Genomic DNA, 22,134 nt, shown 5'->3' with positions numbered 1-22,134 from the left:
TAGAAACAGTAATATTCTTCCACGTTCGGCACGTAGCGCAGCCTGGTAGCGCACGGTCATGGGGTGTCCGGGGTCGGAGGTTCAAATCCTCTCGTGCCGACCAAATCCTTTCAAAAAAAGGGATTATCTTTCGGGATAATCCCTTTTTCATATCTGAATTTTCTCGCTTACCAGCTACCGTGGAATCCACCGCCCATCGCTGAACCACCACCAATATGCGGCCCACCGCCTAAGCCGTGAGCGCTGTTAGTGTTAGCAGCATTATTAGCACCATTACCGCTACCGCCAACAGAATGTGATGAGCTTTGATCATTGCTTGAGCCTTTACCTGGATTGCGTTCAAAAGCGGGTATATGAGGTACAGCAACCTGCGTAGAAGGTGCAAGGGTTGAAGCCGCTACGGTTTTAGTTACGCCGTTAACTGTTACGCTGATTGGGGTTTTCGGATTCAGGCTACTCACAGCTACGTTTATCGTCGCCACGCCCATAGATTTCTGCTGCTGTTGCTCGATACCCAAACGATAAGAAGCAGCATTAACTGCCGGGCTTGGTGCCAGTGCAGACTGATTATTTTTAGCATCAAGATACGATTGACCGTAATGGTTGTTGTAAGTTGCACCGGCATAACGAGCAGCCTCCGCGTCAGATTGACGTGCACGGGCTGTTGCGTCCATTGCATGATTTATCGTGTTCTGGCTAAAAGAATTATCAGCATTAAATCGACCTGAACCATCCCGGCTTGTCGTTTCATTGAAGGCAGCATTAGCGGCATTGCTTTCAGAATTGTTAGCGGCTTGATTAGTGTCCATTGCAGCGCCAGCATTGAATGCAGTGACACTAATAACTAAAGCGATAAACGTACGTTTCACTTGTTAATTTCCAATTCAAATTAAGTTGACGTATTTATACACTTGCCTATGTTAAGAAATTTGATCTGAATCACACAAAATTGTCTCTTATAAAGAAACAAGAGAATGCTTATGGTTTTATTTTGGCACTGGCGGTGATTAGCACTCTAAGACGTTTCAAAGCATCTCTTAAGGGGTGTCATTTCTTGCTACTCATCGGCTTGACCTGAGAGAATTTGTTATCCGGCTAGACCATCCGCCTTCCATCATCACCGATCACCTTCTCACCATCCTCCTTTCTGAATTCGCCCTGCTGCGCATCGGGAAGAATATCGAGCACGGCTTCTGAAGGCCGGCACAAACGCGTTCCCAGCGGGGAGACAACAATCGGACGGTTAATCAGGATGGGATAATTCAACATCGCCTCGATGAGTTGCTCGTCACTAAAACGCTCTTCAGCCAAACCCAATTTTTCGTAGGGTTCGACATTTTTGCGTAATAAAGCGCGCGCATCGATCCCCATCGCGCTAATCAACGCCTTAAGTTGCTCACGATTTGGCGGAGTCTCAAGATAGAGAATGATGGCGGGTTCAATGCCGCTATTGCGTATTAACGCAAGCGTGTTACGCGATGTGCCGCAAGCGGGATTGTGATAAATGGTGATGTCAGTCATGGTGCTCTCTTCCTAATGGGACAACGTTAGGCGCAGGGCCAGCGCGCTAAGGGTGACGAGCAGCACGGGCAATGTCATCACGACACCCACGCGGAAGTAATAACCCCAGCTAATGTTGATGTTCTTCTGGTCGAGTACGTGCAGCCATAGCAACGTGGCGAGACTGCCAATCGGCGTAATTTTTGGCCCCAGGTCGCAACCAATAACATTGGCATAAATCATCGCTTCCTTTATCACGCCCTGCGCGCTGCTGGCATCAATCGACAGCGCACCAATCAGCACCGTTGGCATATTATTCATTACTGAAGAAAGCAGCGCCGTCACCAAACCGGTACCCAAGGTGGCGGCCCATAAGCCGTGGCTGGCAATGAGGTTGAGTAAGTCAGAGAGATGTTGCGTCAGCCCGGCATTTTTAAGGCCATAAACTACCAGGTACATGCCGAGCGAAAAAATCACGATCTGCCAGGGCGCGCCGCGTAACACTTTACCGGTGTTAATCGCCTGACCTCTTTTGGCAACGATAAACAGAATTAACGCGCCCAGTGCGGCGATAGCACTGACTGGAATGCCCAGCGGCTCCAGCAGGAAAAATCCCACCAATAGCAACAACAGCACCAGCCAACCGGCTTTAAAGGTAGCGGGATCTTTTATGGCTTCAGCTGGTAGTTTGAGGCGTGAAACCTCATAGCTGGCGGGAAGGTCTTTGCGAAAGAAAAGGTGCAGCACTATCAGCGTGGTGATAATAGCGGCAATATCAACCGGAACCATCACCGCCGCGTAAGCGTTGAATCCCAATTTGAAGAAATCTGCGGAAACGATGTTAACCAGATTGGATACGATCAGCGGCAAACTCGCGGTATCGGCGATAAATCCTGCTGCCATGACGAAAGCCAGCGTTGCACCTTTACTAAAGCCCAGTGCCAGCAGCATTGCGATGACGATCGGCGTCAATATCAGAGCCGCACCATCATTGGCGAAAAGCGCGGCAACGCATGCACCGAGCAACACGATATAGGTGAAAAGCAGCCGCCCTCGCCCACTTCCCCAGCGCGCTACGTGCAAAGCGCACCACTCAAAAAAACCGGATTCGTCCAGCAACAGGCTGATGATAATGACGGCGATAAAAGCCGCTGTCGCATTCCAGACGATATGCCACACAGCGGGAATATCGTTTAACTGGATAACGCCGGTCACCAGCGCCAGTAAAGCCCCTATCGTTGCTGTCCAGCCAATGCTCAGGCCGCGCGGCTGCCAGATAACAAACACGATGGTCAAAACAAATATTGCGCCTGCCAGAAACATCACGCCTCCAATGCATTCGAATAATCAAATGTGTTTAATGATTATTCACAACCCGTAGCAGCGGCGTTCTTCAGCGACTCACGCACTTCCTCACGCTGGCTATTCCAGGCCGTATCGATAATCGATGCAGCCCAGGCCGGCATATGCGGAGAAAGGCGATAGTGTATCCACTTGCCTTCACGTCGATCCAGAATCAGCTCAGCATCGCGCAGCAAGGCAATGTGGCGTGAAATCTTTGGCTGTGATTGTTGGGTAACGGTGCAGAGATCGCAGACACACAACTCTCCGGCTTCTCGTAATAATAAAACGATGGTCGTACGCGTTTCGTCGGCAAGCAGTTTGAAAAGTTGAACAGGGAGCATTGGGCCAGGTTCCAGTAAAAATCTATTACATATGGTAATTCATATGTGTTGGAAGTAAAGGCAGAATATAAAGTCTGGCGATTTCATATGTTTTCCATGCAATAAAGCATTCTCAGATTATCGCCAAAGAAATGCTGATTATTGACTTTTAATCAGTAACTTACCGAAAGCAACTCAACCCGAGCCAGATCACATTTCTGGATAAATGTTACAGCGCTTCATCAAATTGAAACAAAACTGTCACAGACTTCTCTTACTCTTAGGGCTCTTGTTTTTTCGATGGAAACCTTTATGGTCATCAAAGCAAAAAACCTGCAGGATGCGGAAGAACTCCTGCACTCGGGTATCAATAAAGTTGAACTGGCTTACGATATCGGCAGCGACGATTTCTTCCGTCTCGCCTCGCGCTGGTGCGATCGCGGTGCGCGCATCACCAAAGGCCATCAGCACTTCGTGGTGCAGATTAAAGGCATGGCTATTCCGCCAAATAACTAAAAGTAGGCGAGCCCCTTTGGCTTGCTCTCCATCCGGCTGGCTGGTAAAACTACGTTTTCCGTCAGCCGTGATTTTTTATGTTCGCCTCTGAAACGCCGCTTGCCCTGCCCTCTTCCCCGTTTATCCGCGCTGCTGGCATGTCGCTGGATACATTGCCGATCGCCTGGTGCGAATTCGATCAACATCACTGGCATGCTGAATTGCACCAGGCGTGGCAACTGCCGCTGCCCGCGTCGCTTCAGAGCGCGGTGACGAAACGCAAAGCCGAGCATCTGGCGAGTCGCTGGCTGGTGCAGCAAAACTTTGCGCACTTCGGTTTACCGCACTTTGTTTTGTGTAATGCGCCCGATCGCTCACCGTTGTGGCCCGCCGGCATTCAGGCGTCGCTGTCGCATACGCACAGCGTTGCGGTGATGGCTGCGACGCGCGAGCCACTGTGCGTGGGTGTGGATGTTGAGCAGATTATGGCGGAGGAAACCGCCGATGAAACCGCTGGGATGTTGATGAGCCCGGCGGAAAAACAGCGCCTGCTGGCGCGGCCTATGCCCTTTGCCCAGGCCGCTACACTGCTGTTTTCATTGAAAGAGAGTGTGTACAAAGCGCTGTGGCCGCAATTGCATCAGCCAATGGATTTTCTTCAGGCGGAAGTGCTGGAACTGGACGTGCAGCAAGGCCGTGCAACGCTGCGGTTGTGTCAAGATTTTGATGAGTATTTCACCACCAAAGCGCTGCTGCAGGCGCGTTTTTGGCTGGCTGGAGATCGCGTGATTACGCTGCTGACGCATCCGCTCCCGACAAAATAAAAAACCGGCTCAGAAATAAACCTGAGCCGGTGACAACATAAGACGACAGAAAAGTGTTCCAGGGACGCAGAAACGAGGATTTCTGCTGGGAGTGACTTTACTCACTCCGCAACTTCTTGCCCAATAAGGGTTTTTGCTAAGCTTTCCCGGCTGGCGTTAATGGCCGGTATCGGTACGTTGCACCGCATCCAGCGTTGCCATCTCGCGTTCGTTACCGGTTAACTCACTTAGTTGACCTTCGCGCATCTCCAGCAAGCGATCGGCGTGAATAAAGTAGTGATCGTCATGACTAATAGCGAACACCGTTTTACCCGATTCCTGTAACCATGGCAGCAGCTCACGATAGAAGATGCGACGGAAATGCGGATCCTGATCCGCCGCCCATTCGTCGAGCAACAGAATATCGCGCTCTTCGGCGGCTGCCAGCAGCAGCGCCAGACGTTTGCTCTGCCCTTTCGACAGTTGCAGATTAAGCACTCTATTGCCTTCCAGCTTGAGCTTGTCCTGCATCTTCAGACGCTCCAGCCACTGCTGCACCAGCGCAGGATTGGCTGGCTGCCCTTGATCGCCGATGAGGCGATCAAACAGATGCACGTCAGTAAACACCGCCGAGAAATGTTTGCGATAAGCATCGAGGTTTTGCCAATCCACCACCTTGCCATCCAGCAGCAAACTGCCCGATTGCGGCTGATAGAGGCCGGTGAGCAGCATCGCCAGCGTCGATTTTCCGCTGCCGTTGCCGCCAATCAGGAACACCAGCTCGCCGCGGCGCAGCGTCAAATTGATCGGCCCAACCTGGAATCCGTGCTCACCGTAGTGGAAGCAGACGTCGCGCAGCTCCAGCGTTTGCCAGTCGCTGACTTTTGGCAGCGCCTTGAACGTTTCTTCATAGGGCGCCAGTTCAAACCTGTTGAGCTTGCGAAACGCCACCTGCGCGCTGAGCAGCGTTGGCAAGGCGCCGACCGCCGCCAGCAGCGGTGTGCGCAGAAACAGCAGCGTCAGCGAATAAGTTGCCGCCACCGCCGTATTTGCCCAGCCCAGCCCGTTCGCCATAAAGAACACGATGCCAATCGCGCCGAGCATCATGATATTCGACCAGTTCACCGCGCTGAGGTGGAAGGTATCGGCGCGCACGATGTGGTGGCGATAGCTTTTGGCATTCTCCTGATAAACACTGTCGTAAATAAGCTGCGCACGTTCGCGGTTAAGCTGCAGCTCTTTACGCCCTTCGATAATGGTCTGGAAATCGCGATACAGGTCATCTTCGATTTCACGCAGCTTAGCCATGTGCTGATAAACGCGTGATACCAGCAGCCAACCGCCAACCAGCGTCACCACCAGCCACAGGCAGGTGATTAGCAGCATTTTTGGCGAAAGCCAGGCGAGATAAAGCGCCGAACCGAGCGTAATAATGATGCCCTGAATCAGCTCGGGTAAACGCACGAAGGCGATGGTGATGGCGCGCACATCGCTGGTGAGACCGGCCAGCAGTTGGGCATTGCCAATCTGTTCGATGCGCTCCACGCGCGTATCAAGAATCCGTTTGATGAATTCGCCGCGCAGCCGCCAGACAAAGTGATGGCCGAGCATAGTCAGCGCCAGCTGGGAGCCGAGCGTCACCGCCATTAGCAGGAACAGCTGGCCAAGGAAACTCGGCAGCACCGAAATCGAAGTATTCACCGCGACAATCAGCTCATTATTGATATAGGCAATCAAACCAATACCAAGCACGGCGCTTAACAATGTAAGAAGAATGACGCCAATAAAAGGCCAGCGGTACTGGCGAAAAACGACTTGCAGCAATGCCATCAAAGGGTTCCAGCGGTCAATAAAGCAGCCTGCAGTTTAATGTCGCCTTGGCTGATAGCAAGAATAATTCTCATGCCATAGTTGCCTGAGCACAATGTTGCTTGCCGCTAGTTTGTAGCAGCGCGATTTATTGCGAAATGCTTGTCAGATAAGAAGGTATTTTGTTTTGAAAAGGCATTATCTGTGCGGGCTCTGACACGTCTGCGCCTCTGGCAAATGAGCCCTTTTCAATAATACGCACTGAAGTTGATGAGCAGGCCGGGGCCGCTTTTGGGCCGGCAATCCGCAGCGCTGAACGAAGCGAGGAAGCCAGGAGAGCCCGCAGGACGCGGGCGAAAGGCGGAGCCGGGACATGGAAGTCCCGTCTCCGCCGGTCCGTCAGGCAGACGAGCGAAGTGAAGGAACCGCGCTAGCGGCGCGAGGACCGCCGGCCCAAAAGTGGCACCGGCCAGCGCCCTCATCACTGGCTTAACTAACATGTATTACGCAATAAATTGCGCCGCCACAAAAATGCCTAAAATGCGCGGCGGAAAGTCAGGTTGAAACGGAAAGCGCCTGCCTGCGGATGAATGCCAGGTTTGAGCGGCAGAATGCCGTGATAACGCAGGCGCGATGGCCCGCCCCACACCACGATATCGCCATGTTCCAGCAGCACGCGCTGGGTAGCATCGCCGCGTTCGAAACCGCCGAACTGGAATACCGCAGGCAATCCCAGCGAAACCGACACAATCGGCTGGCGCAGATCCTTCTCATCTTTATCCTGATGCAGCGTCAGTTTTGCGCCGGGTTCATAGCGGTTAATCAGGCAGGCATCCGGGTTGAAACCGGCAAAGCCCGCTTCGCGCGCGGTTTGCTGCGCCAGCTCGCGGAACAGCGCGGGCATCGGCGGCCAATGGTGTCCGCTGTTGCTGTCTTGCTCGGTATATTGATAGCCGCGCGAATCGGTGGACCAGCCAAAATCACCACAGTTGGTCATCGCCACCGACATGCGATGGCCACCGGGCGTGATGCGATGGGCAAAGGGATTTTTCTCGGCGATGTCGTGAATCGCCGCCAGCAGCGCATCGGCCTGTTCGCGAGCGCGACGCCGCAGAATCACCGCGCCATCCGCCAGCGGTTCCTGCCACGGCGCTTCGTCACTAAATAAATCCAGCATGTGCGCCTCCTTTATTGAGATGCCTGATCGATGAGGAAGGTTTTAAACTGCGGCGACATCCAGTGAGTAAAGCCGTCGCCCTGCTTGCTGATCAAATAGACCGCCAGATGCTCTTTCACCGCTAACGCTTTAGCGCGTTCGCTGCCGAGCACCATCAAACCGGTATCCCAGCCATCCGCTTCCAGCGCGGTGGTGGCTATCACCGTTGCCGACACCAGCTTGTGCTCAATCGGTCTTCCGGTAGTCGGATCGATGACGTGCGAAATGCGTTTGCCATCCAGTTCATAATAGTTGCGATAGCTGCCGGAGGTGCTAATGCCGTGTCCTTGCAGATCGACGCGCGCTTCCACCGCGTTTTCACGATCGGTGGGTTTCTGGATCGCCACGCGCCACGGCTGCTGATTAGCATTGACGCCACGGCTCAATACTGCGCCGCCCACTGAAACCAGATAATCAGTGATGCCTTGCTGCTCCATCAGACGCGCCAGATGATCGGTGGCATAGCCTTCTCCCATGGTGGAGAGATCGACATACAGGCCGGGCAGATCTTTCTGCAGCCATTGACCGTCCACGCCCTGAATCACGCGCAGATGCTGCAAACCGGTCCGCGCTTTAGCGGCGGCGATTTCTGCCTCGCTGGGGGTATGCGCCGGTTGCTTCGTCGGGCCAAAACCCCACAGATTGACCAGCGGGCCCACGGTGATATCCATCGCACCCGACGTTTTATGCCCGATTCGCAGCGCTTCAGTGACGATGTCCGCTATGTCAGCGCTTACCGGCTGCGGTGCGTTGCCTTGATACTGATTAAAGTGCGACAGCACCGAATCGCTTTTCCACGTCGAGAGTTCGCCGTCATCGCGATCCAGCTGTTGCTGGATCAGCTGTTGCAACGCCGCTTTACGCTGCGGATCAACGCCGGCGACGCTGACGCGCCACACGGTGCCCATGGTTTTGCCTTCCAGCACCATCGCAGGTTGGCTGCTGTTTTTTTCGCAACCGCTGAGACCTAATGCCAGCAGGCTAATTAGCAGAATGTTCTGAAAACGCATCAATTCCTCATCTGTAAACCATTACTACAGCCAATTACAAAGCATAACTCGCTTGTAAAGCAGTCTAAAGCTGCTTGATGTTCGATAAACGCTGACACAGGATAACCGGTTCCTGCAACGTTATGCCTACAGGAGCATCAGATGATTTATATGATTATTGCCGTAACCGCCGGGCTGTTTATTTATGGCAGTTTCAAATGTTGGCAGACGTACCGCCATCGCCTGATTCAGCACTATCCTGCACGCCGACGTTAAATTATTGCACCAGAAAATCACCCTTCTGCACCGCTTCAGCGCTGGCGCAGTGTAGCAAAGTCGCTGCAAGCCGCGTGGCGCTGAGAGCGGTGCGCTGGCATGAATGCTGCATTGTTGAAGATGAGTTGAACTTCAGCGAGGTGCAGAATGGAAAATAGCAAAACACAAAACAGTAAATGGCAGCACTGGCTGAGCTTCTCGGCCTTTACGCTGGCGGGTGTCGCGATGGAAGGCAGCCTGAGCGCCATCACCAACCCGCCGTCGCAACCGGCACCCAAAGCCAAAAAATGGCGCGGTATGCAATAACCGCTACAGTCCCAACTCACTCAGGCCCGGATGATCGTCCGGGCGCGTGCCGGCTGGCCAGTGGAAAAGACGCTGATCTGCGCTGATCGGCAGATCGTTGATGCAGGCGAATCGCTGAATCATCAAACCATCGGCGCCAAAGTGCCAGTTCTCATTGCCATAGCTGCGAAACCAGTTACCGCTGTCATCATGCCATTCATAGGCAAAGCGTACCGCCAGCTTATCTTCATGCCACGCCCATAGCTCTTTGATCAGTCGATAATCCAACTCTTTCACCCACTTGCGCTGCAGGAAGGCCACGACTTCTGCGCGTCCATTGACGAATTCACTGCGATTGCGCCAGCGCGTATCTTCGCTGTACACCCGCGAAACACGCTGCGCATCGCAGCTATTCCAGGCATCTTCCGCCATGCGGACTTTCTGTAACGCGGTTTGTTGATTGAACGGTGTCACCAGCATGTTATTTCTCCCGATTATGTAGACAGGTCTGTCTACTTGATTCATCCTGCCGTATGTAGACAATTCTGTCTACATGCAAACACAGGAATTTTTATGCTTGAGCCTCTGATCTTTGATGCCACCGCCTCCGCGCGCGATCGTATCTTGCTGTGCGCGCAACAGCTTTTTTACCAACAAGGCATTCGCGCCACCGGTGTGGATAAGGTGATTGCGCAAGCGGGCGTGACCAAAGTGACTTTCTATCGTCACTTTCCGGCGAAGAATGCGCTGGTGCTGGCGTTTTTACAGCAGCGCCATCAGCGCTGGATGCTGGCGTTTCGCCATGCGCTGAATCAGCATGCGGCATTGATCGATGCGCTGCCTGCGGCGTTACTGAGCTGGTTCAGGGATGACGATTATCGCGGCTGTGCGTTTATCAATACCGCCGCGGAGCTGGGCGACACGTTAGCGGAAGCCAGCGAACTGATTCGTCAACATAAGCGTGAGATGGCGCAGGCGATCAGCGACAAGTTGATGCCCGATCAGCAGGTCAAAACGGCGCAGATTGTGTTGCTGGTTGAGGGCGCGATTGTGCAGGTACAGATTGGCGAGGAGGCGGAACGGGTGGTCGACGTGCTGCGTGCCGCGCTGGATGCGCTGCTGAAAACGGGAGCGTGACCGGCAAGTCACGCTCCATCACCCTTAGAACTGGTAAACCAAGCCCAGTGCTACGACGTCATCGGTATTGATACCGGCTGCGTCGGTGAAGTTGTTGTCGTCCAGCAGGTTGATCTGGTAATCAACGTAGGTCGACATGTTTTTGTTGAAGTAGTAGGTTGCGCCTACATCAATGTATTTCTTCAGGTTCTGGCTGCCGTAACCTTCGATGTCAGAGCCGCGAGAAGAGACAAACGCCAGAGATGGACGCAGGCCGAAGTCGAACTGGTACTGTGCCACCAATTCCCAGTTATCCGCTTTGTTGGCGTAACCGTAAACGGTGCCGCTATCGCTGGCGCCGAAACGCGTTGCGTTGTATGAACGGCTGTACATTGCGGCCAGGTAAACGTTGTTAGCGTCATACTTCAGCGCGCCGCTGTAAGCTTCGGCTTTATCACCGCGACCCAGGATGTTGGCGGTACGTGGATTGTTACCGTTCTGGTTATTGGTACGGTCAGACTGGAACATCGCTGCACCAATACCGAAACCTGAACCCAGATCGTAAGTGGTGCTCAGGCCGTAGCCGTCACCGTTCTCGCCCAACACATCACGACCAGAGCCAGTAGATTCGGTTGGGTTATCGTTTTTGCCTTGATACTGAACCGCGAAGTTCCAGCCATCGACTAAACCGAAGAAGTTGGTATTACGATAGGTTGCGAGGCCGTTGCTGCGCTGGAACAGGAAGTTGTCCGCGCCGTAGGTATCGCCACCGAACTCTGGCAGAACGTCAGTCCATGCGCCGAGATCGTACATCACGCCGTAGTTACGGCCGTAATCGAATGAACCCGCATCACCAAATTTCAGACCGGCAAAACCAACACGCGTATAGCTGTTAGCGGTGCCTTCGCTTTCTGCGGTGTTCAGTGCAGCCTGGTATTCCCACTGGCCGTAACCGGTCAGCTGATCGGTCACCTGAGTTTCACCTTTGAAGCCAAAACGCAGGTAAGACTGGTCACCGTCTGAGCCAGAGTTGTCAGAAAAATAATGCAGACCGTCCACTTTGCCGTAGAGGTCTAATTTGTTGCCATCTTTATTGTAAATTTCAGCTGCGCTTGCTGATCCTGCCACCAGCAATGCAGGAATCATCAGGGAGAGAACGCGACGTTTCATTTTTATTACCCTCTTTAATGTGCCTTTATTTTTGCCACTGCGAACTGAATGATTAAAAATTCAGCCGGCAAGCCATTGTTATTTTATGTTGGGCAATAATCTATCACGAAAATGCTACTAAATTTCCAAAACTGTTTCAGTGTATTAAATAGTTATTTCAGGATGTAAATTCAGGGGAACTAATAACCAGCACAGATAGGTAAAAAATATAGCACTTTTTGACAACATATATTTTAATTGTTTAAAAACATCAAATTACATGATTTACATTTCCGCACTGAATGACAAAACTCAAACCCATCCAGAGCATACAATTATCCCCGCTATCATCATTTATTTCATTATTACCTTCATTCACCCCGAATGTTTTGATTTACCCTAATTTCCCGCCGGACCAGATGGTCCGGCATTTTTTTGCCCGCAATTCAGACATCGCCTTATATTGCGTAAAGTTAATTACACGGGTTAAATTAACCACAATAACTGCCGCGCATTATTTGTCTCTTTTCGCACATTTTGTTCAATTCATAGCCTTAAATCGGCAATGTTAATTTCGGCACGTAACAAAGATCGCTGCAATAATAGCCGGTGCATATTGTTAACGCTCACGCAGTGATTCCCTGGCTTTATTCAGCGGCTTAAGCAAATAATCCATCACGGTTTTCTGACCGGTTTTAATCTCAACATTCGCCACCATGCCGGGCATGATGGCGAATCTGCGTCCGCTTTTATTGGTCAGCTCGGCTTTTTGCGTGCGCACATAGACGCGATAGTAAAACTCGTCGTGCCGCACCTCGTCCTGCAGCGTATCAGGCGAAACGGTTTCGACTTCCCCGTGCAGATCGCCATAAATCGACGCGTCGTAGGCGGTGATCTTCACCACCGCGGGTAAACCCGGCCGGATATAGCCGATATCGCGTGGATTGATGCGCGTCTCAATCAGCAATTGATCCTCCAGCGGTACAATCTCCATCAGCTTGCCACCCGGCTCCAGCACGCCGCCCACGGTGGTGACGCGCACATCCTTCACAATGCCGCGCACCGGCGAAATCAGCGTAGTGCGCGTCAGCAGATCCTGTTTCCCTGCCGCCACCTGCAACTGCGCATCCAGCTCACCGTTGTTCTTCACCTGCTCTTCATGGGCTCGCACGTAATAATCGTTGCGCGCTTCGTCGATTTTGCCGCGCAGATCGCTAACCTGGCGACGCAGGCGAATCACATCCACCTTACCCGCCGCGCCGCGCAGCATCAGCGGCTCCGTCACGTTGAGTTCTGCCTGCACCAGCGCAAGGGATTGCTGCAAATTGCCGATGGTCTCGACAAAATTCTGCCGCCGCGCCTGATAGAGCTGCGTTTCGCGCGCCACCAGTTCGGGATGTTGCAGGATATCGGCGCTGAACCTCAGCGGCGTGTCGCTGAGCTCGGCCTGTAAACGTTCAGAGGAGGCACGCAGCGTGCGCACCCGCGCAATCGCCTCACCAAAGTTGGTTTGAAAGCGCGTGGGATCGAGTGTTGCCAGCACCTCGCCGCGCTGCACGATATTGCCCTCGTGCACATTGAGCTGTTTGACGATGCCGCCATCAAGGCTATCAATGATCTGCGCGCGGCTGGAAGGCGTGACTTTGCCGATGCCGACCGTGACTTCGTCCAGCACCGCAAAGTACGCCCACAGCAGAAACAGCAGCAGCGCCACCACGCACAGCCAGATGATCGCCGAGGTGCGACGCTCACGCCGCGTCAGATCTTTATCCAACAGCACCACGCTCATGCCGCATCTCCTTTTTTATTGGCGGCGTGGCGCAGAATCTCGTCGCGCGCGCCATCGGCCACGATGCGGCCGTTATCCATCACAATGATGCGATCAACCATGCGCAGCAGCGCGGGACGATGCGTGACCAGTACCAGCGTGCGCCCGGTGACCCATTGCGCCAGCTGACGAATCACCTGCGCTTCCAGCTGTTCATCCATCGCCGCGGTCGGTTCGTCCAGCAAAACCACCTGCGGCTGGCGCAGAATCAACCGGCTGAGCAGCACCATTTGCCGCTGGCCGCCGGACAAGCCGCGTCCGCCTTCGTGAATAATGCGATCGAGGCTGGCGGCATCCTGCTGCACCAAAGCTAACGCGCCGCTAATGCGCAGCGCCTGCAGCATCTCCTGCTCGCTGGCGTGCGGATTCCCGAGCAGCAGGTTCTGGCGCAGCGTGCCGAAAAACAGCCGCGCATCCTGCGACAGCCAGCCAAGCTGACGCCGCAGATCGACCGGATCGATGCAGGTGAGATCGACGCCGTCCACCAGCACTTTGCCCTGGCTGGCGCGCGCCTGACCGGCCAGCATCTTCAGCAGCGTCGATTTGCCCGCGCCGACTTTACCGAGAATCGCCACGCGTTCGCCGGGCGCGATCTGCAACTGCGGAATGTTGAGCACGCTATTACCGCTCTCCTCTTCGTAGCGGTAATGCACGTTTTGCAGCAGATAGTGGCCGCTGAGCACCGGACAGTGCGCCAGCGTGGCGTGATCGGGTTGGTCGAGCGGCTTCTTTAACAGTTCATCCAGCCCTTTCATCGCCGATTTCGCATGCTGCCAGCGCGAAAACACCATGGTGAGCTGCATCAGCGGCGCGATGGTGCGTGATGAGAGCAAGCTGCACGCCACCAGCGTGCCGGTGGTGATCTGATTGTCGAGCACCAGATAGACGCCGAGCACCAACATGCCGGCATAGGTGAGCTGCTGCACGCTGGCCGACCAACCGGTGAGGCGCGCGCCCCACAAACGTTGCTGATTGCTGATGGCCGCGCTAACTTCGTGCGTTTGCTCCCACTGGCGTTGAAAATAGGGTTCCGCTTGCAGCGCTTTGATATCCTCTACACCTTCTAAGGTTTCCACCAACACCGCCTGGCGCAGCGCGCTTTCCCGCAACCCTTCCTGCGCCAGACGCGCCATCGGGATCTGCACCAGTAAACCAGGAATGACGATCAGCGGAATCGCCATTAACGGAATCAGCACCAGCCAGCCGCCAATCGACGCCATAATCAGCAGAAACAGCAGCACAAACGGCAAGTCGGCGGCGGCATTCACCGTGGTGGACGTCAGCAGTTCGCGTACCTGGTCAATTTCACGCAATTGGGCAATAAAGGAGCCGGTGGAACGCGGACGCGCTTCGTTGCGGATGTTCATCGCCCGCGCAAACAGCATGGCGGATATTTTCAGGTCGATGCGTTTGCCCATCAGATCAGAAACCTGGGTGCGCATGAGGCGAATCAGATACTCAATGGCGGCCGCCAGCACCACGCCGGCGAACAACACCCACAACGTTGGCAGCGACTGCGCCGGAATCACCCGATCGTACACCTGCATAGAAAACAGAATGCCCGCCAGCGCCAGCACGTTGCCGACCAGCGAGGCCAGGCTGATTTCCGCAATGCGCCGCTTCATGCCACGAAAGTGATGCCAGAACCAGTGCGGCTGATACGGCTGCACAAACTCATCGATGCGCGCATCACGCGCCCGCGCCGCCACACCAACGACGCCGACCTGCATGTCGGCCTGCATGAGCAAATCCTGCAGCTGACCTGCGCGCACCACATCGCCACTTTCACTCAGCCAGTAACGTACGCCACCGTTACTATCCACCTCTTCTATCAACGCCACGCTGCCATTTTCCAGCAGCAGCAATACCGGCACAATTTCCTGCCGCCAGCGCAGTTTGCTGTGCGGCAGCAACATCAAATGCAGGCCTAACAGCCGGGCTAAACGTTCTAACTGTTGCGTCGGGGCCAGATGTTGAAACCAGCGCATCTGCTGGCGCAGCGTGCTGCCGTCCGCCGGTTTACCGAAGCGTGCCGCCACGCGCAGCATTGCCGCGATGCCGTTGTCGCTGTTGAAGGGTTGTGCTGTCATCCCTGTTGTCCCGTGAGCAATGAGAGTGGGCTGGCAACCGCTAGCCGATGTTGCTAGCGGTTGATGGGCGGATTACGCCAGGCTCTGAACCTGATGTTGCTGCAGATGATCGCCGAGGGTGTAACTGCTATCGCTGGAGTTGTAGTGGCTTTCCGTGGCGCGCGCATCGCTGGGTTGAGCGGCGGCGCTGTCGCCTGCGTCGACCAGCTGCGTATTCAGTGGCTCGCTGCTGACGCTGGCGGCCGCCTCATGGCTATCGATGGTCACCGGCTGCGTCGCCGTCGCCACATTGCCTGCTTTGTCCTGCGCGCTGACCTTCATTTGGTAGCTGCCATCATCCAGCGGTGCCAGCTGACCCGCCAAAATGGTCAGCGCCCAGTTGCCGTCGGCTTTAACCGTGGCGGTGTAACTCTGATCGCCCAGCGTCAACGTCACAAGGCTGCCCTGATCGAGATGGCTACTGCTGCCCTGAATCAGATGCCAGCTATTCAGCTCCGCCGCATCCAGCACCCCGTCGCCAAACGGTTGATTCAGCGTAATGGTCGGCACCTGATGCGTGGCAACGTTGAACAGGTTCTCAATAATCTGCGTGTCGTGGTTGCCGTACTCATCCCAGCGCGTGGCCAGCGCCGACACTTCGCCATCCGGCAGCGCCTGCAGATCTTCGGCGCTGATGGTGACCATGCCGTTGACCGGCGTGTAGTTTTTGCCGTTGAGCGTCAGCTCCTTCACGCCTTCGAGATAGAAACTGAGATCGTGCTGCGCTTCCTGCTGATTCAGCGTGGTATCGCCGCCAATATTGATTTCGTAATAGATGTCTGGCAGTTGGGTGACCACGTTCAGTTCCAGCATTGCGTCAGTGCTGTTGCCAGCGCCATCCTGCGCATAAACGCGGATTTCGCCCAGTGCAATAAAGCTCGCCACTTCACTGGCCGGAATCGTTACCTGCCAGTGACCGTCGCTGCCAATCTGCGCGTGATAGACCGCATCTCCACTGCACAGCAACAGCTGCTGGCCCGGTACCACCACCGAGAGATCGCCGCTAAAGGTGAGATCGTTTTGGCTCTCTTCTTTATTGATGACGTTGTCTGCCGTGACCTTATCGAAGCTGATGTGCGGCAGGCTGCTAACGTGGGTAATTAAGGTGACATCCTGCAGATAAGCGGTGGTTTTGCCGTTGGGATCGGTAGCGCTGACTTTCAGGCTGTAGACGCCATCCTGTAACGCCTGAAGATCCTGTGAAGGAATAGCGGCGGTCCATTCGCCTTTATCGTTAACGCCGCCAGAGTATTTTTTTCCGGCTAAGATCACCGTGACATGGCTGTTCGCCGGCATGTGCGTAACACTGCCGTGCACCTCCACGCCGTAAATGCCTTCTGCCACGCTGACCGCGTTATCACCGCTGATCGGATCCACCGTCAGCGTAGGCTTGATGGTTTTATCCACGTAAACCCCAAAGCCCACCTGCGTATCGGTGCTGTTACCGGCTTTGTCGGTGATGGTCAGCGTCAGCGAATAAGCACCGTCGGACAATCCGTTGAGCACCGACGGCGGCATCGAAGCATTCCAGTAACCCCATTTATTTACCGTGCTGTGCCAGACTTCGCCGTTAAAGGTCAGCGTTACGGTGGCGCCTGGCTCAGATTCGGCGCGACCGCGCAGGTGAATATTCCTGCCGGATTCCCATGCGGCAATCACGCCATCTTGTGCAATAGGTTCATAAGGACGTAACGGCGCGGGCGGCGTAGTATCCACGCTGCGCGTTTGCAAAGATGATGTGTCGTCTGCCAGCGGATAAAGAGTGACCGCAGAGTGCAGAATCGCCGCTAATTGTTGTTCGGATTGACGTGAAGACATAGGTAACCTCGTTACAGGAAAGGTATTGCAACGGTCATTAAGCTTATTAATGTTTTAAGCGTACCGGTGCGCCATACAGGCCATTAATCAATGGCCCGCTTCGCCTGATGAAAACGGGTTACCCGCAGGTAACAAGGACTAAAATAAGGCACAGCAAAATTCTCCCAAAGGGGGAGAAATAATCTCGATCTCGCTATATTCCGCATCGGGAGCTGATGGGATGACTAACATATCGGTTTTACGTGGTCGCTGCCTATTGGCGAAAATCCGGAAATGCATGCTTTGCGACAGCGCCAAAAAATTGACGTCCAGGCCGCATGTGGCGCGGAATCTTTCATCAGTATACTGCATCATTCGGCAGAAAAAATTTTACTTAAGTCACTCCAGTAATCATTGGCACATGCTAGGAAAGTTCTGGAAAAGCGCAGCGATGCGTAAAAAATCGGTAATATGCCTGTTTCTGGCGTTTAATCGCTGCCATCTGATAGGGTCTGATGCGCGGTGTGACATGCGCTTTGATGCTAAACTTCGTCGCTTCACCCGCTAATGAAAACTACTCTTTATGACAGCACTGGACGCCGCGCCGCAAAATAAATTGCATCACCGTGTCAACCCCGGGACACGTATCGTTTTCCTCATCGCTGGATTGGGCATGTCCGCATGGGCACCGCTGGTGCCGTTCGCCAGCCAGCGTCTGGCATTGAGCGGCGCATCATTGGGTGGTTTGCTGCTGTGTCTGGGAATTGGCTCGCTGGCGGCGATGCCGATTACCGGGGGTTTGATTGCGCGCTTCGGTGGTCGTCGGGTGATGTTGTGCTCCACGCTGGTGGTGCTGGCGATGTTACCGCTGCTGGCGACGCTTGATGTGATGTGGCTGATGGCCGCCACTTTAATGGTATTTGGTGCCGGACTCGGCATGCTGGATGTCGCGATGAACGTGCAGGCGGTCGAAGTGGAAAAAGCCGCACGCAAGCCGATGATGTCCGGTTTCCACGGTTTCTTTAGCCTCGGCGGGATTATTGGCGCTGGCTCCGTCAGCCTGTTACTCGGCAGCGGCCTGACGCCGTTGCAAGCGGTTGGCGCGGTGATGGTGCTGATTGTGCTGCTGCTGGTGTGGAGCCTGCCGACGCTGATGACCGAACGCCTGCATCAGCCCGATCAGCCGTGGCTGGTTATTCCGCGCGGTTGGGTGGCTTTCCTCGGTTTGCTCTGCTTTATTCTGTTTCTTGCCGAAGGTGCGGTGCTGGATTGGGGCGCGCTGTTGCTGCTGCAAAACCCGGAGATGAGCCCGGCGCACGCCGGTTTAGGTTATGCGGTGTTCTCGGTGGCAATGACCATTGGTCGTCTGACCGGCGATAAAGTGATTCAGCGCTTCGGACGTTATCCGGTGATGTTGACCGGTGCGTTAGCCGCTGCCGCAGGCATGACGCTGGCGGTGTTGCTGCCGTGGCCGCAAATTGCGCTGCTGGCTTTCCTGCTGGTGGGTTTTGGCCTCGCCAATACGGTGCCGATGTTGTTCAATGCTGCCGGGAATCAACACGATATGCCGTCGAATCTGGCGATTTCGGCCATGACAACGTTAGGCTATGCAGGTATTCTTTCAGGTCCGGCTTTAATCGGATTAATTTCCCAGTGGATCAGCCTGAGTGGTGCATTTTTGCTTATCGCTCTGCTGCTGCTGGCCGTCGCTGCCAGTGCCCGACGGGTTGCGCGCTAATTCCATGATCCTGAGACACTATGCTGCCTTATAAATTTCCACTGACATCCGGCAATGTAACGCGCTTTTTCGTGGTGTTTAACCTGGTGCTTTTTCTGGCGCTGGGCGCGATGGTGCACAACAGCGTGAATGCCTGGATGACAGAGAAGCGCTATGCGATGACTGATTTGGCGCGTGCGATGCAGAAACGCATCGATGCGTCGCGCTTCGCTACGTGGCAGATCTATGAGAACCTGGCCACCAGCGCCGCCGGTTCGTCGCCGAACAGTAATCTTCAGGAAACCCGCCTGCGCCCGGATGTCTATTATCTGGAAAAAACCCGCCGCAAAACCGAAGCACTGATTTTCGGTTCGCACGATAGCAGCACGCTGGATATGACCATGCGCATGTCCAACTATCTCGATACGCTGTGGGGCGCGGAAAATCCGACCTGGTCGATGTACTTCCTCAATGGTCAGGATAACAGCCTGATTATGATCTCCACGCTGCCGCTGAAAGACATGGCGACGCGTTATAAAGAGAGTGCGATTAATTCGCTGGTTGATAGCCGCCGCGCCGAGATGCTGCAGCAGGCCAATGCGCTGGATGAGCGCGAAAGCTTCTCGCCGCTGCGTCACTTCGCCTGGCAGAACGATCACTACTTTACCCTGCGCACCACTTTCAATCAGCCGGGCCATTTAGCCACCGTGGTGGCATTTGATTTGCCGGTTAACGATCTGATTCCGCGTAATATGCCGCTGGAGAACTTCCAACTGCGTCAGGACGCGACGCAAACGTCGACCACCACCACCACCAGCGACGATACCAGCAGCGAAAGCACGCACGTGGCGCTGGTAAACCCGAATCTGGAGATCGCCGCCTCGCTGCCTAGCACTTCGCTGCAGCTGGTGTATCGCGTGCCGCTCACCAGCCTGGCGCTGGATACGCTGCATAATCTGATGTGGCCGCTGCTGATCAACCTTGTGCTGTTTTTATTGTCGATTGCGGGCATTACGCTGCTGCGTCAGCAATCGCTGCGCCCGAACGAGAATCAGAGCGCCGAGCTGGATTCGCTGCGCATGCTTAACGAAGAGATCGTCGCCAGTTTGCCGGTCGGCTTGCTGGTGTACGACTTCGCCACTAACCGCACGCTGCTCAGCAATAAAATCGCTGAACATCTATTGCCGCACCTGAATCTGCAGAAAATCATCAATATGTCCGATCAACATCAGGGCGTATTGCAGGCGACCATTAATAACGAAGTGTATGAAATTCGTCACGCGCGCAGCGTACTGTCGCCGCATACTCAGCTATTTATGATGCGCGATCAGGACCGCGAATTACTGGTGAATAAGAAGTTGCAGAAGGCGCAACAGGTGCTGGATCGTAATCACCAGATGCGTCAACAGTTAATGCATAACCTCGGTCACGCCCTCAATGGTCCACTGCAAAGCATGGTTAAGCAACTAGTACAACTTAGCCAGCGTGACGATGACGAAAGCGTGCTCGATCTGCTCGACGAGAGCCAGGGTTTGGCGCGCCTGGTGGATGACATTGTGCTGCTTAATCGCCTGGAAGCGCATGACTGGTCGCCTGATGCCAGCGTGTTCAACCTGCAGGATATGCTGGACGAAATCGCGCTGGAAAGCCTGCCGCTGCTGCGTCGTAAAGGTTTAGCGCTGGTGGTGAATAACCATTTAGCCAATGACGAGATGCGTTTTGGCGATCGTCGTGCGCTGCGTAAAGTGCTGACCACGCTGATGCACTATTCGCTGACCACCACGCGCTGGGGCAAGATTTCGCTGGAGATCAAAACCAGTGAAGACAAGCCCAACCAGGTCTTGCTGCAGCTGGTGGATACCGGCTCCGGCTTGAGCGTCGATGAACTGGCGAATGTCGATTTCCCCTATCTCGGCGACACCACGCAAGATCGTTTTGGCCAGGCGTCCGGCATGGCATTTTTCCTCTGTAAGCAGCTGTGCAAACAGATGGGCGGCCAGCTGGAGATCATCGCTAAACCCGATATCGGCACACGCTACAATATTCAGCTGCCGCTGGCGTTAGAGCAGCAAGGCGAGCAGGAAGAGAAACTGCTGGAAGGCGTGACCGCGTTGGTGGATATCGCCGTAGAAGACGTACACAAGATCGTTTGTCGCCACCTCGAAAACTGGGGAGCGAAATGCCTGACCTCGGATGAGCGTTTAACTGGTCAGGATCATGATGTGCTGGTGACCGACGATCCGGCGCGCCTGAACGGCTGGGCGCTGCTGCTGGCCGGTGACGAAATGGGTCATCACGCGTTGAACGATCAGCAATTCCGGGTCAACTTCAATCTCAGTAATGCACTGCTTGATGCGCTGCTGGCCCTGATTGAAAAGCAACTTTCTCATGATTTGTTAGAGGAGAGTCGCGAAGATGAAGAAGCCACGCCGCTAATGAGCGGAGGCTATTTCCAGCTGTTTACCGAGACAGTACCGCCAGATGTGAAGAGACTGTATACTGAAGCGGCGGAAAAGGATTATCCCTCGCTTGCTCAGACAGCACATCGCCTGAAAGGCGTGTTTGCCATGCTCAATCTGGGTTCAGGTAAACAGCTTTGTGAAGCGTTAGAACAACACATTAAAGTATGTGACGATTTAACCATTAAAAATACCACCAGTGAAATTGACGCTTACGTCAGCCAACTGCTGCAGCAAGGTAACCAATAAGATGAATAACTTGAACGTAATTATTGCCGATGACCATCCGATCGTTCTGTTCGGTATCCGTAAGTCACTGGAACAGATTGAATGGGTTAACGTTGTAGGTGAGTTTGAAGACTCAACAGCACTGGTAAACAGCTTGCCCAAACTGGACGCTAATGTCCTGATTACCGACCTCTCCATGCCAGGCGAGAAGTACGGTGACGGTATCACCCTGATTAAATACATCAAACGTCACTATCCGGACCTCTCGATTATCGTTCTGACCATGAACAATAACCCAGCGATCCTGAGCGCGGTGTTGGATCTGGATATCGAAGGGATCGTACTGAAGCAAGGCGCACCAACCGATCTGCCAAAAGCACTCGCGGCTCTGCAGAAAGGCAAAAAATATACGCCGGAAAGCGTGGCAAAACTGCTGGAGCGCATCAGCGCCGGTGGTTACGGTGACAAACGTCTGTCGCCGAAAGAGAGTGAAGTACTGCGTCTGTTCGCAGAAGGTTTCCTGGTGACTGAGATCGCTAAGAAACTTAACCGCAGTATCAAAACCATCAGTAGCCAGAAGAAATCAGCAATGATGAAACTGGGCGTGGAAAACGATATCGCGCTGCTGAACTATCTCTCTTCTGTCAGCGCCACTCAGGTCGACAAAGAGTAAT

At 54.2% G+C, this 22,134-nt stretch carries 19 protein-coding genes and 1 tRNA gene; 8 read left to right on the top strand and 12 right to left on the bottom strand.

Annotated features, from left to right (window positions below; all coding sequences use genetic code 11):
• Positions 1-26 precede the first annotated feature (26 nt).
• Positions 27-103 (top strand) — tRNA-Pro (locus ACFQW4_RS13180).
• Between the two features lie 64 nt (positions 104-167).
• Here the strand turns inward: ACFQW4_RS13180 and ACFQW4_RS13175 are convergent.
• From ACFQW4_RS13175 to ACFQW4_RS13160, 4 genes are all read right to left on the bottom strand, one after another.
• Positions 168-869, bottom strand: a complete 702-nt coding sequence (locus tag ACFQW4_RS13175; RefSeq protein ID WP_377725721.1) for a hypothetical protein — start codon at positions 867-869, stop codon at positions 168-170.
• Positions 870-1,095: 226 nt separating this feature from the next.
• Positions 1,096-1,521 (bottom strand): glutaredoxin-dependent arsenate reductase, encoded by a 426-nt coding sequence (arsC, locus tag ACFQW4_RS13170; RefSeq protein ID WP_377725719.1) that lies wholly within the window; start codon positions 1,519-1,521, stop codon positions 1,096-1,098.
• A 12-nt stretch (positions 1,522-1,533) separates the two neighbouring features.
• Positions 1,534-2,823 carry an arsenic transporter gene (locus ACFQW4_RS13165; protein ID WP_192233302.1) on the bottom strand — a complete coding sequence of 430 codons (1,290 nt, stop codon included), beginning with the start codon at positions 2,821-2,823 and terminating at the stop codon, positions 1,534-1,536.
• A 41-nt stretch (positions 2,824-2,864) separates the two neighbouring features.
• Entirely contained in the window at positions 2,865-3,185 is a 321-nt protein-coding gene (locus ACFQW4_RS13160) for a metalloregulator ArsR/SmtB family transcription factor (RefSeq protein ID WP_101763682.1), read from the bottom strand.
• A 291-nt stretch (positions 3,186-3,476) separates the two neighbouring features.
• Here ACFQW4_RS13160 and ACFQW4_RS13155 point away from each other — a divergent pair, with 291 nt between their 5' ends.
• Together ACFQW4_RS13155 and ACFQW4_RS13150 are read left to right on the top strand one after the other, a co-directional pair.
• Positions 3,477-3,680: a hypothetical protein gene (locus tag ACFQW4_RS13155; protein ID WP_008105079.1), complete on the top strand. Its 204-nt coding sequence runs from the start codon at positions 3,477-3,479 to the stop codon at positions 3,678-3,680.
• A gap of 77 nt (positions 3,681-3,757) precedes the next feature.
• Positions 3,758-4,483, top strand: coding sequence for a 4'-phosphopantetheinyl transferase (locus ACFQW4_RS13150; protein WP_192233300.1), 726 nt, complete (start codon positions 3,758-3,760; stop codon positions 4,481-4,483).
• Positions 4,484-4,639: 156 nt separating this feature from the next.
• On the opposite strand, the gene ACFQW4_RS13145 is transcribed toward ACFQW4_RS13150, so the two are convergent.
• The 3 genes from ACFQW4_RS13145 to apbE form a co-directional block, all read right to left on the bottom strand.
• A complete protein-coding gene (locus ACFQW4_RS13145) occupies positions 4,640-6,292 on the bottom strand; it encodes a multidrug ABC transporter permease/ATP-binding protein (protein WP_110866591.1) in 1,653 nt (550 codons plus the stop codon).
• Between the two features lie 514 nt (positions 6,293-6,806).
• Entirely contained in the window at positions 6,807-7,448 is a 642-nt protein-coding gene (gene alkB / locus ACFQW4_RS13140) for a DNA oxidative demethylase AlkB (protein ID WP_377725716.1), read from the bottom strand.
• Positions 7,449-7,459: 11 nt separating this feature from the next.
• Positions 7,460-8,497 carry an FAD:protein FMN transferase ApbE gene (apbE, locus tag ACFQW4_RS13135; RefSeq protein ID WP_377725714.1) on the bottom strand — a complete coding sequence of 346 codons (1,038 nt, stop codon included), beginning with the start codon at positions 8,495-8,497 and terminating at the stop codon, positions 7,460-7,462.
• 402 nt (positions 8,498-8,899) lie between these two features.
• On the opposite strand from apbE, the gene ACFQW4_RS13130 reads away from it, so the two are divergent.
• The gene (locus ACFQW4_RS13130) at positions 8,900-9,058 is read left to right on the top strand and encodes a hypothetical protein (protein ID WP_377725713.1); all 159 of its coding nucleotides are present in this window, start codon (positions 8,900-8,902) and stop codon (positions 9,056-9,058) included.
• 3 nt (positions 9,059-9,061) lie between these two features.
• On the opposite strand, the gene ACFQW4_RS13125 is transcribed toward ACFQW4_RS13130, so the two are convergent.
• Positions 9,062-9,517, bottom strand: a complete 456-nt coding sequence (locus ACFQW4_RS13125; protein WP_377725711.1) for a DUF1348 family protein — start codon at positions 9,515-9,517, stop codon at positions 9,062-9,064.
• Between the two features lie 93 nt (positions 9,518-9,610).
• On the opposite strand from ACFQW4_RS13125, the gene ACFQW4_RS13120 reads away from it, so the two are divergent.
• Positions 9,611-10,174 carry a TetR/AcrR family transcriptional regulator gene (locus tag ACFQW4_RS13120; protein ID WP_192233291.1) on the top strand — a complete coding sequence of 188 codons (564 nt, stop codon included), beginning with the start codon at positions 9,611-9,613 and terminating at the stop codon, positions 10,172-10,174.
• A 24-nt stretch (positions 10,175-10,198) separates the two neighbouring features.
• Here the strand turns inward: ACFQW4_RS13120 and ompC are convergent, their stop codons facing one another.
• The 4 genes from ompC to ACFQW4_RS13100 form a co-directional block, all read right to left on the bottom strand.
• Entirely contained in the window at positions 10,199-11,323 is a 1,125-nt protein-coding gene (ompC, locus tag ACFQW4_RS13115; RefSeq protein WP_101763675.1) for a porin OmpC, read from the bottom strand.
• Between the two features lie 598 nt (positions 11,324-11,921).
• Complete coding sequence (locus tag ACFQW4_RS13110; protein ID WP_192233289.1) at positions 11,922-13,091, bottom strand: HlyD family efflux transporter periplasmic adaptor subunit; 1,170 nt, start codon at positions 13,089-13,091, stop codon at positions 11,922-11,924.
• Positions 13,088-15,220, bottom strand: coding sequence for a type I secretion system permease/ATPase (locus ACFQW4_RS13105; RefSeq protein ID WP_377725708.1), 2,133 nt, complete (start codon positions 15,218-15,220; stop codon positions 13,088-13,090). The genes ACFQW4_RS13110 and ACFQW4_RS13105 overlap by 4 nt, the downstream gene beginning before the upstream one ends.
• A gap of 72 nt (positions 15,221-15,292) precedes the next feature.
• Positions 15,293-17,077: an Ig-like domain-containing protein gene (locus ACFQW4_RS13100; protein ID WP_377725706.1), complete on the bottom strand. Its 1,785-nt coding sequence runs from the start codon at positions 17,075-17,077 to the stop codon at positions 15,293-15,295.
• A gap of 562 nt (positions 17,078-17,639) precedes the next feature.
• Here ACFQW4_RS13100 and ACFQW4_RS13095 point away from each other — a divergent pair.
• Genes ACFQW4_RS13095 through rcsB form a run of 3 tightly spaced genes read left to right on the top strand, consistent with a single transcriptional unit; the run spans position 17,640 to position 22,133 of the window.
• A complete protein-coding gene (locus ACFQW4_RS13095; RefSeq protein ID WP_377725704.1) occupies positions 17,640-18,794 on the top strand; it encodes an MFS transporter in 1,155 nt (384 codons plus the stop codon).
• Positions 18,795-18,817: 23 nt separating this feature from the next.
• On the top strand, positions 18,818-21,481 hold the full coding sequence (rcsD, locus tag ACFQW4_RS13090; protein WP_210081372.1) for a phosphotransferase RcsD: 2,664 nt from the start codon (positions 18,818-18,820) through the stop codon (positions 21,479-21,481).
• 1 nt (position 21,482) lies between these two features.
• Positions 21,483-22,133 (top strand): response regulator transcription factor RcsB, encoded by a 651-nt coding sequence (rcsB, locus tag ACFQW4_RS13085; RefSeq protein ID WP_007889370.1) that lies wholly within the window; start codon positions 21,483-21,485, stop codon positions 22,131-22,133.
• Position 22,134 lies beyond the last annotated feature (1 nt).

Origin of the sequence: Pantoea sp. GCM10028869, from assembly GCF_042666835.1 — a bacterium.
GTDB lineage: Bacteria > Pseudomonadota > Gammaproteobacteria > Enterobacterales > Enterobacteriaceae > Pantoea > Pantoea leporis.
This window is presented reverse-complemented; position numbering and strand designations above follow the sequence as displayed.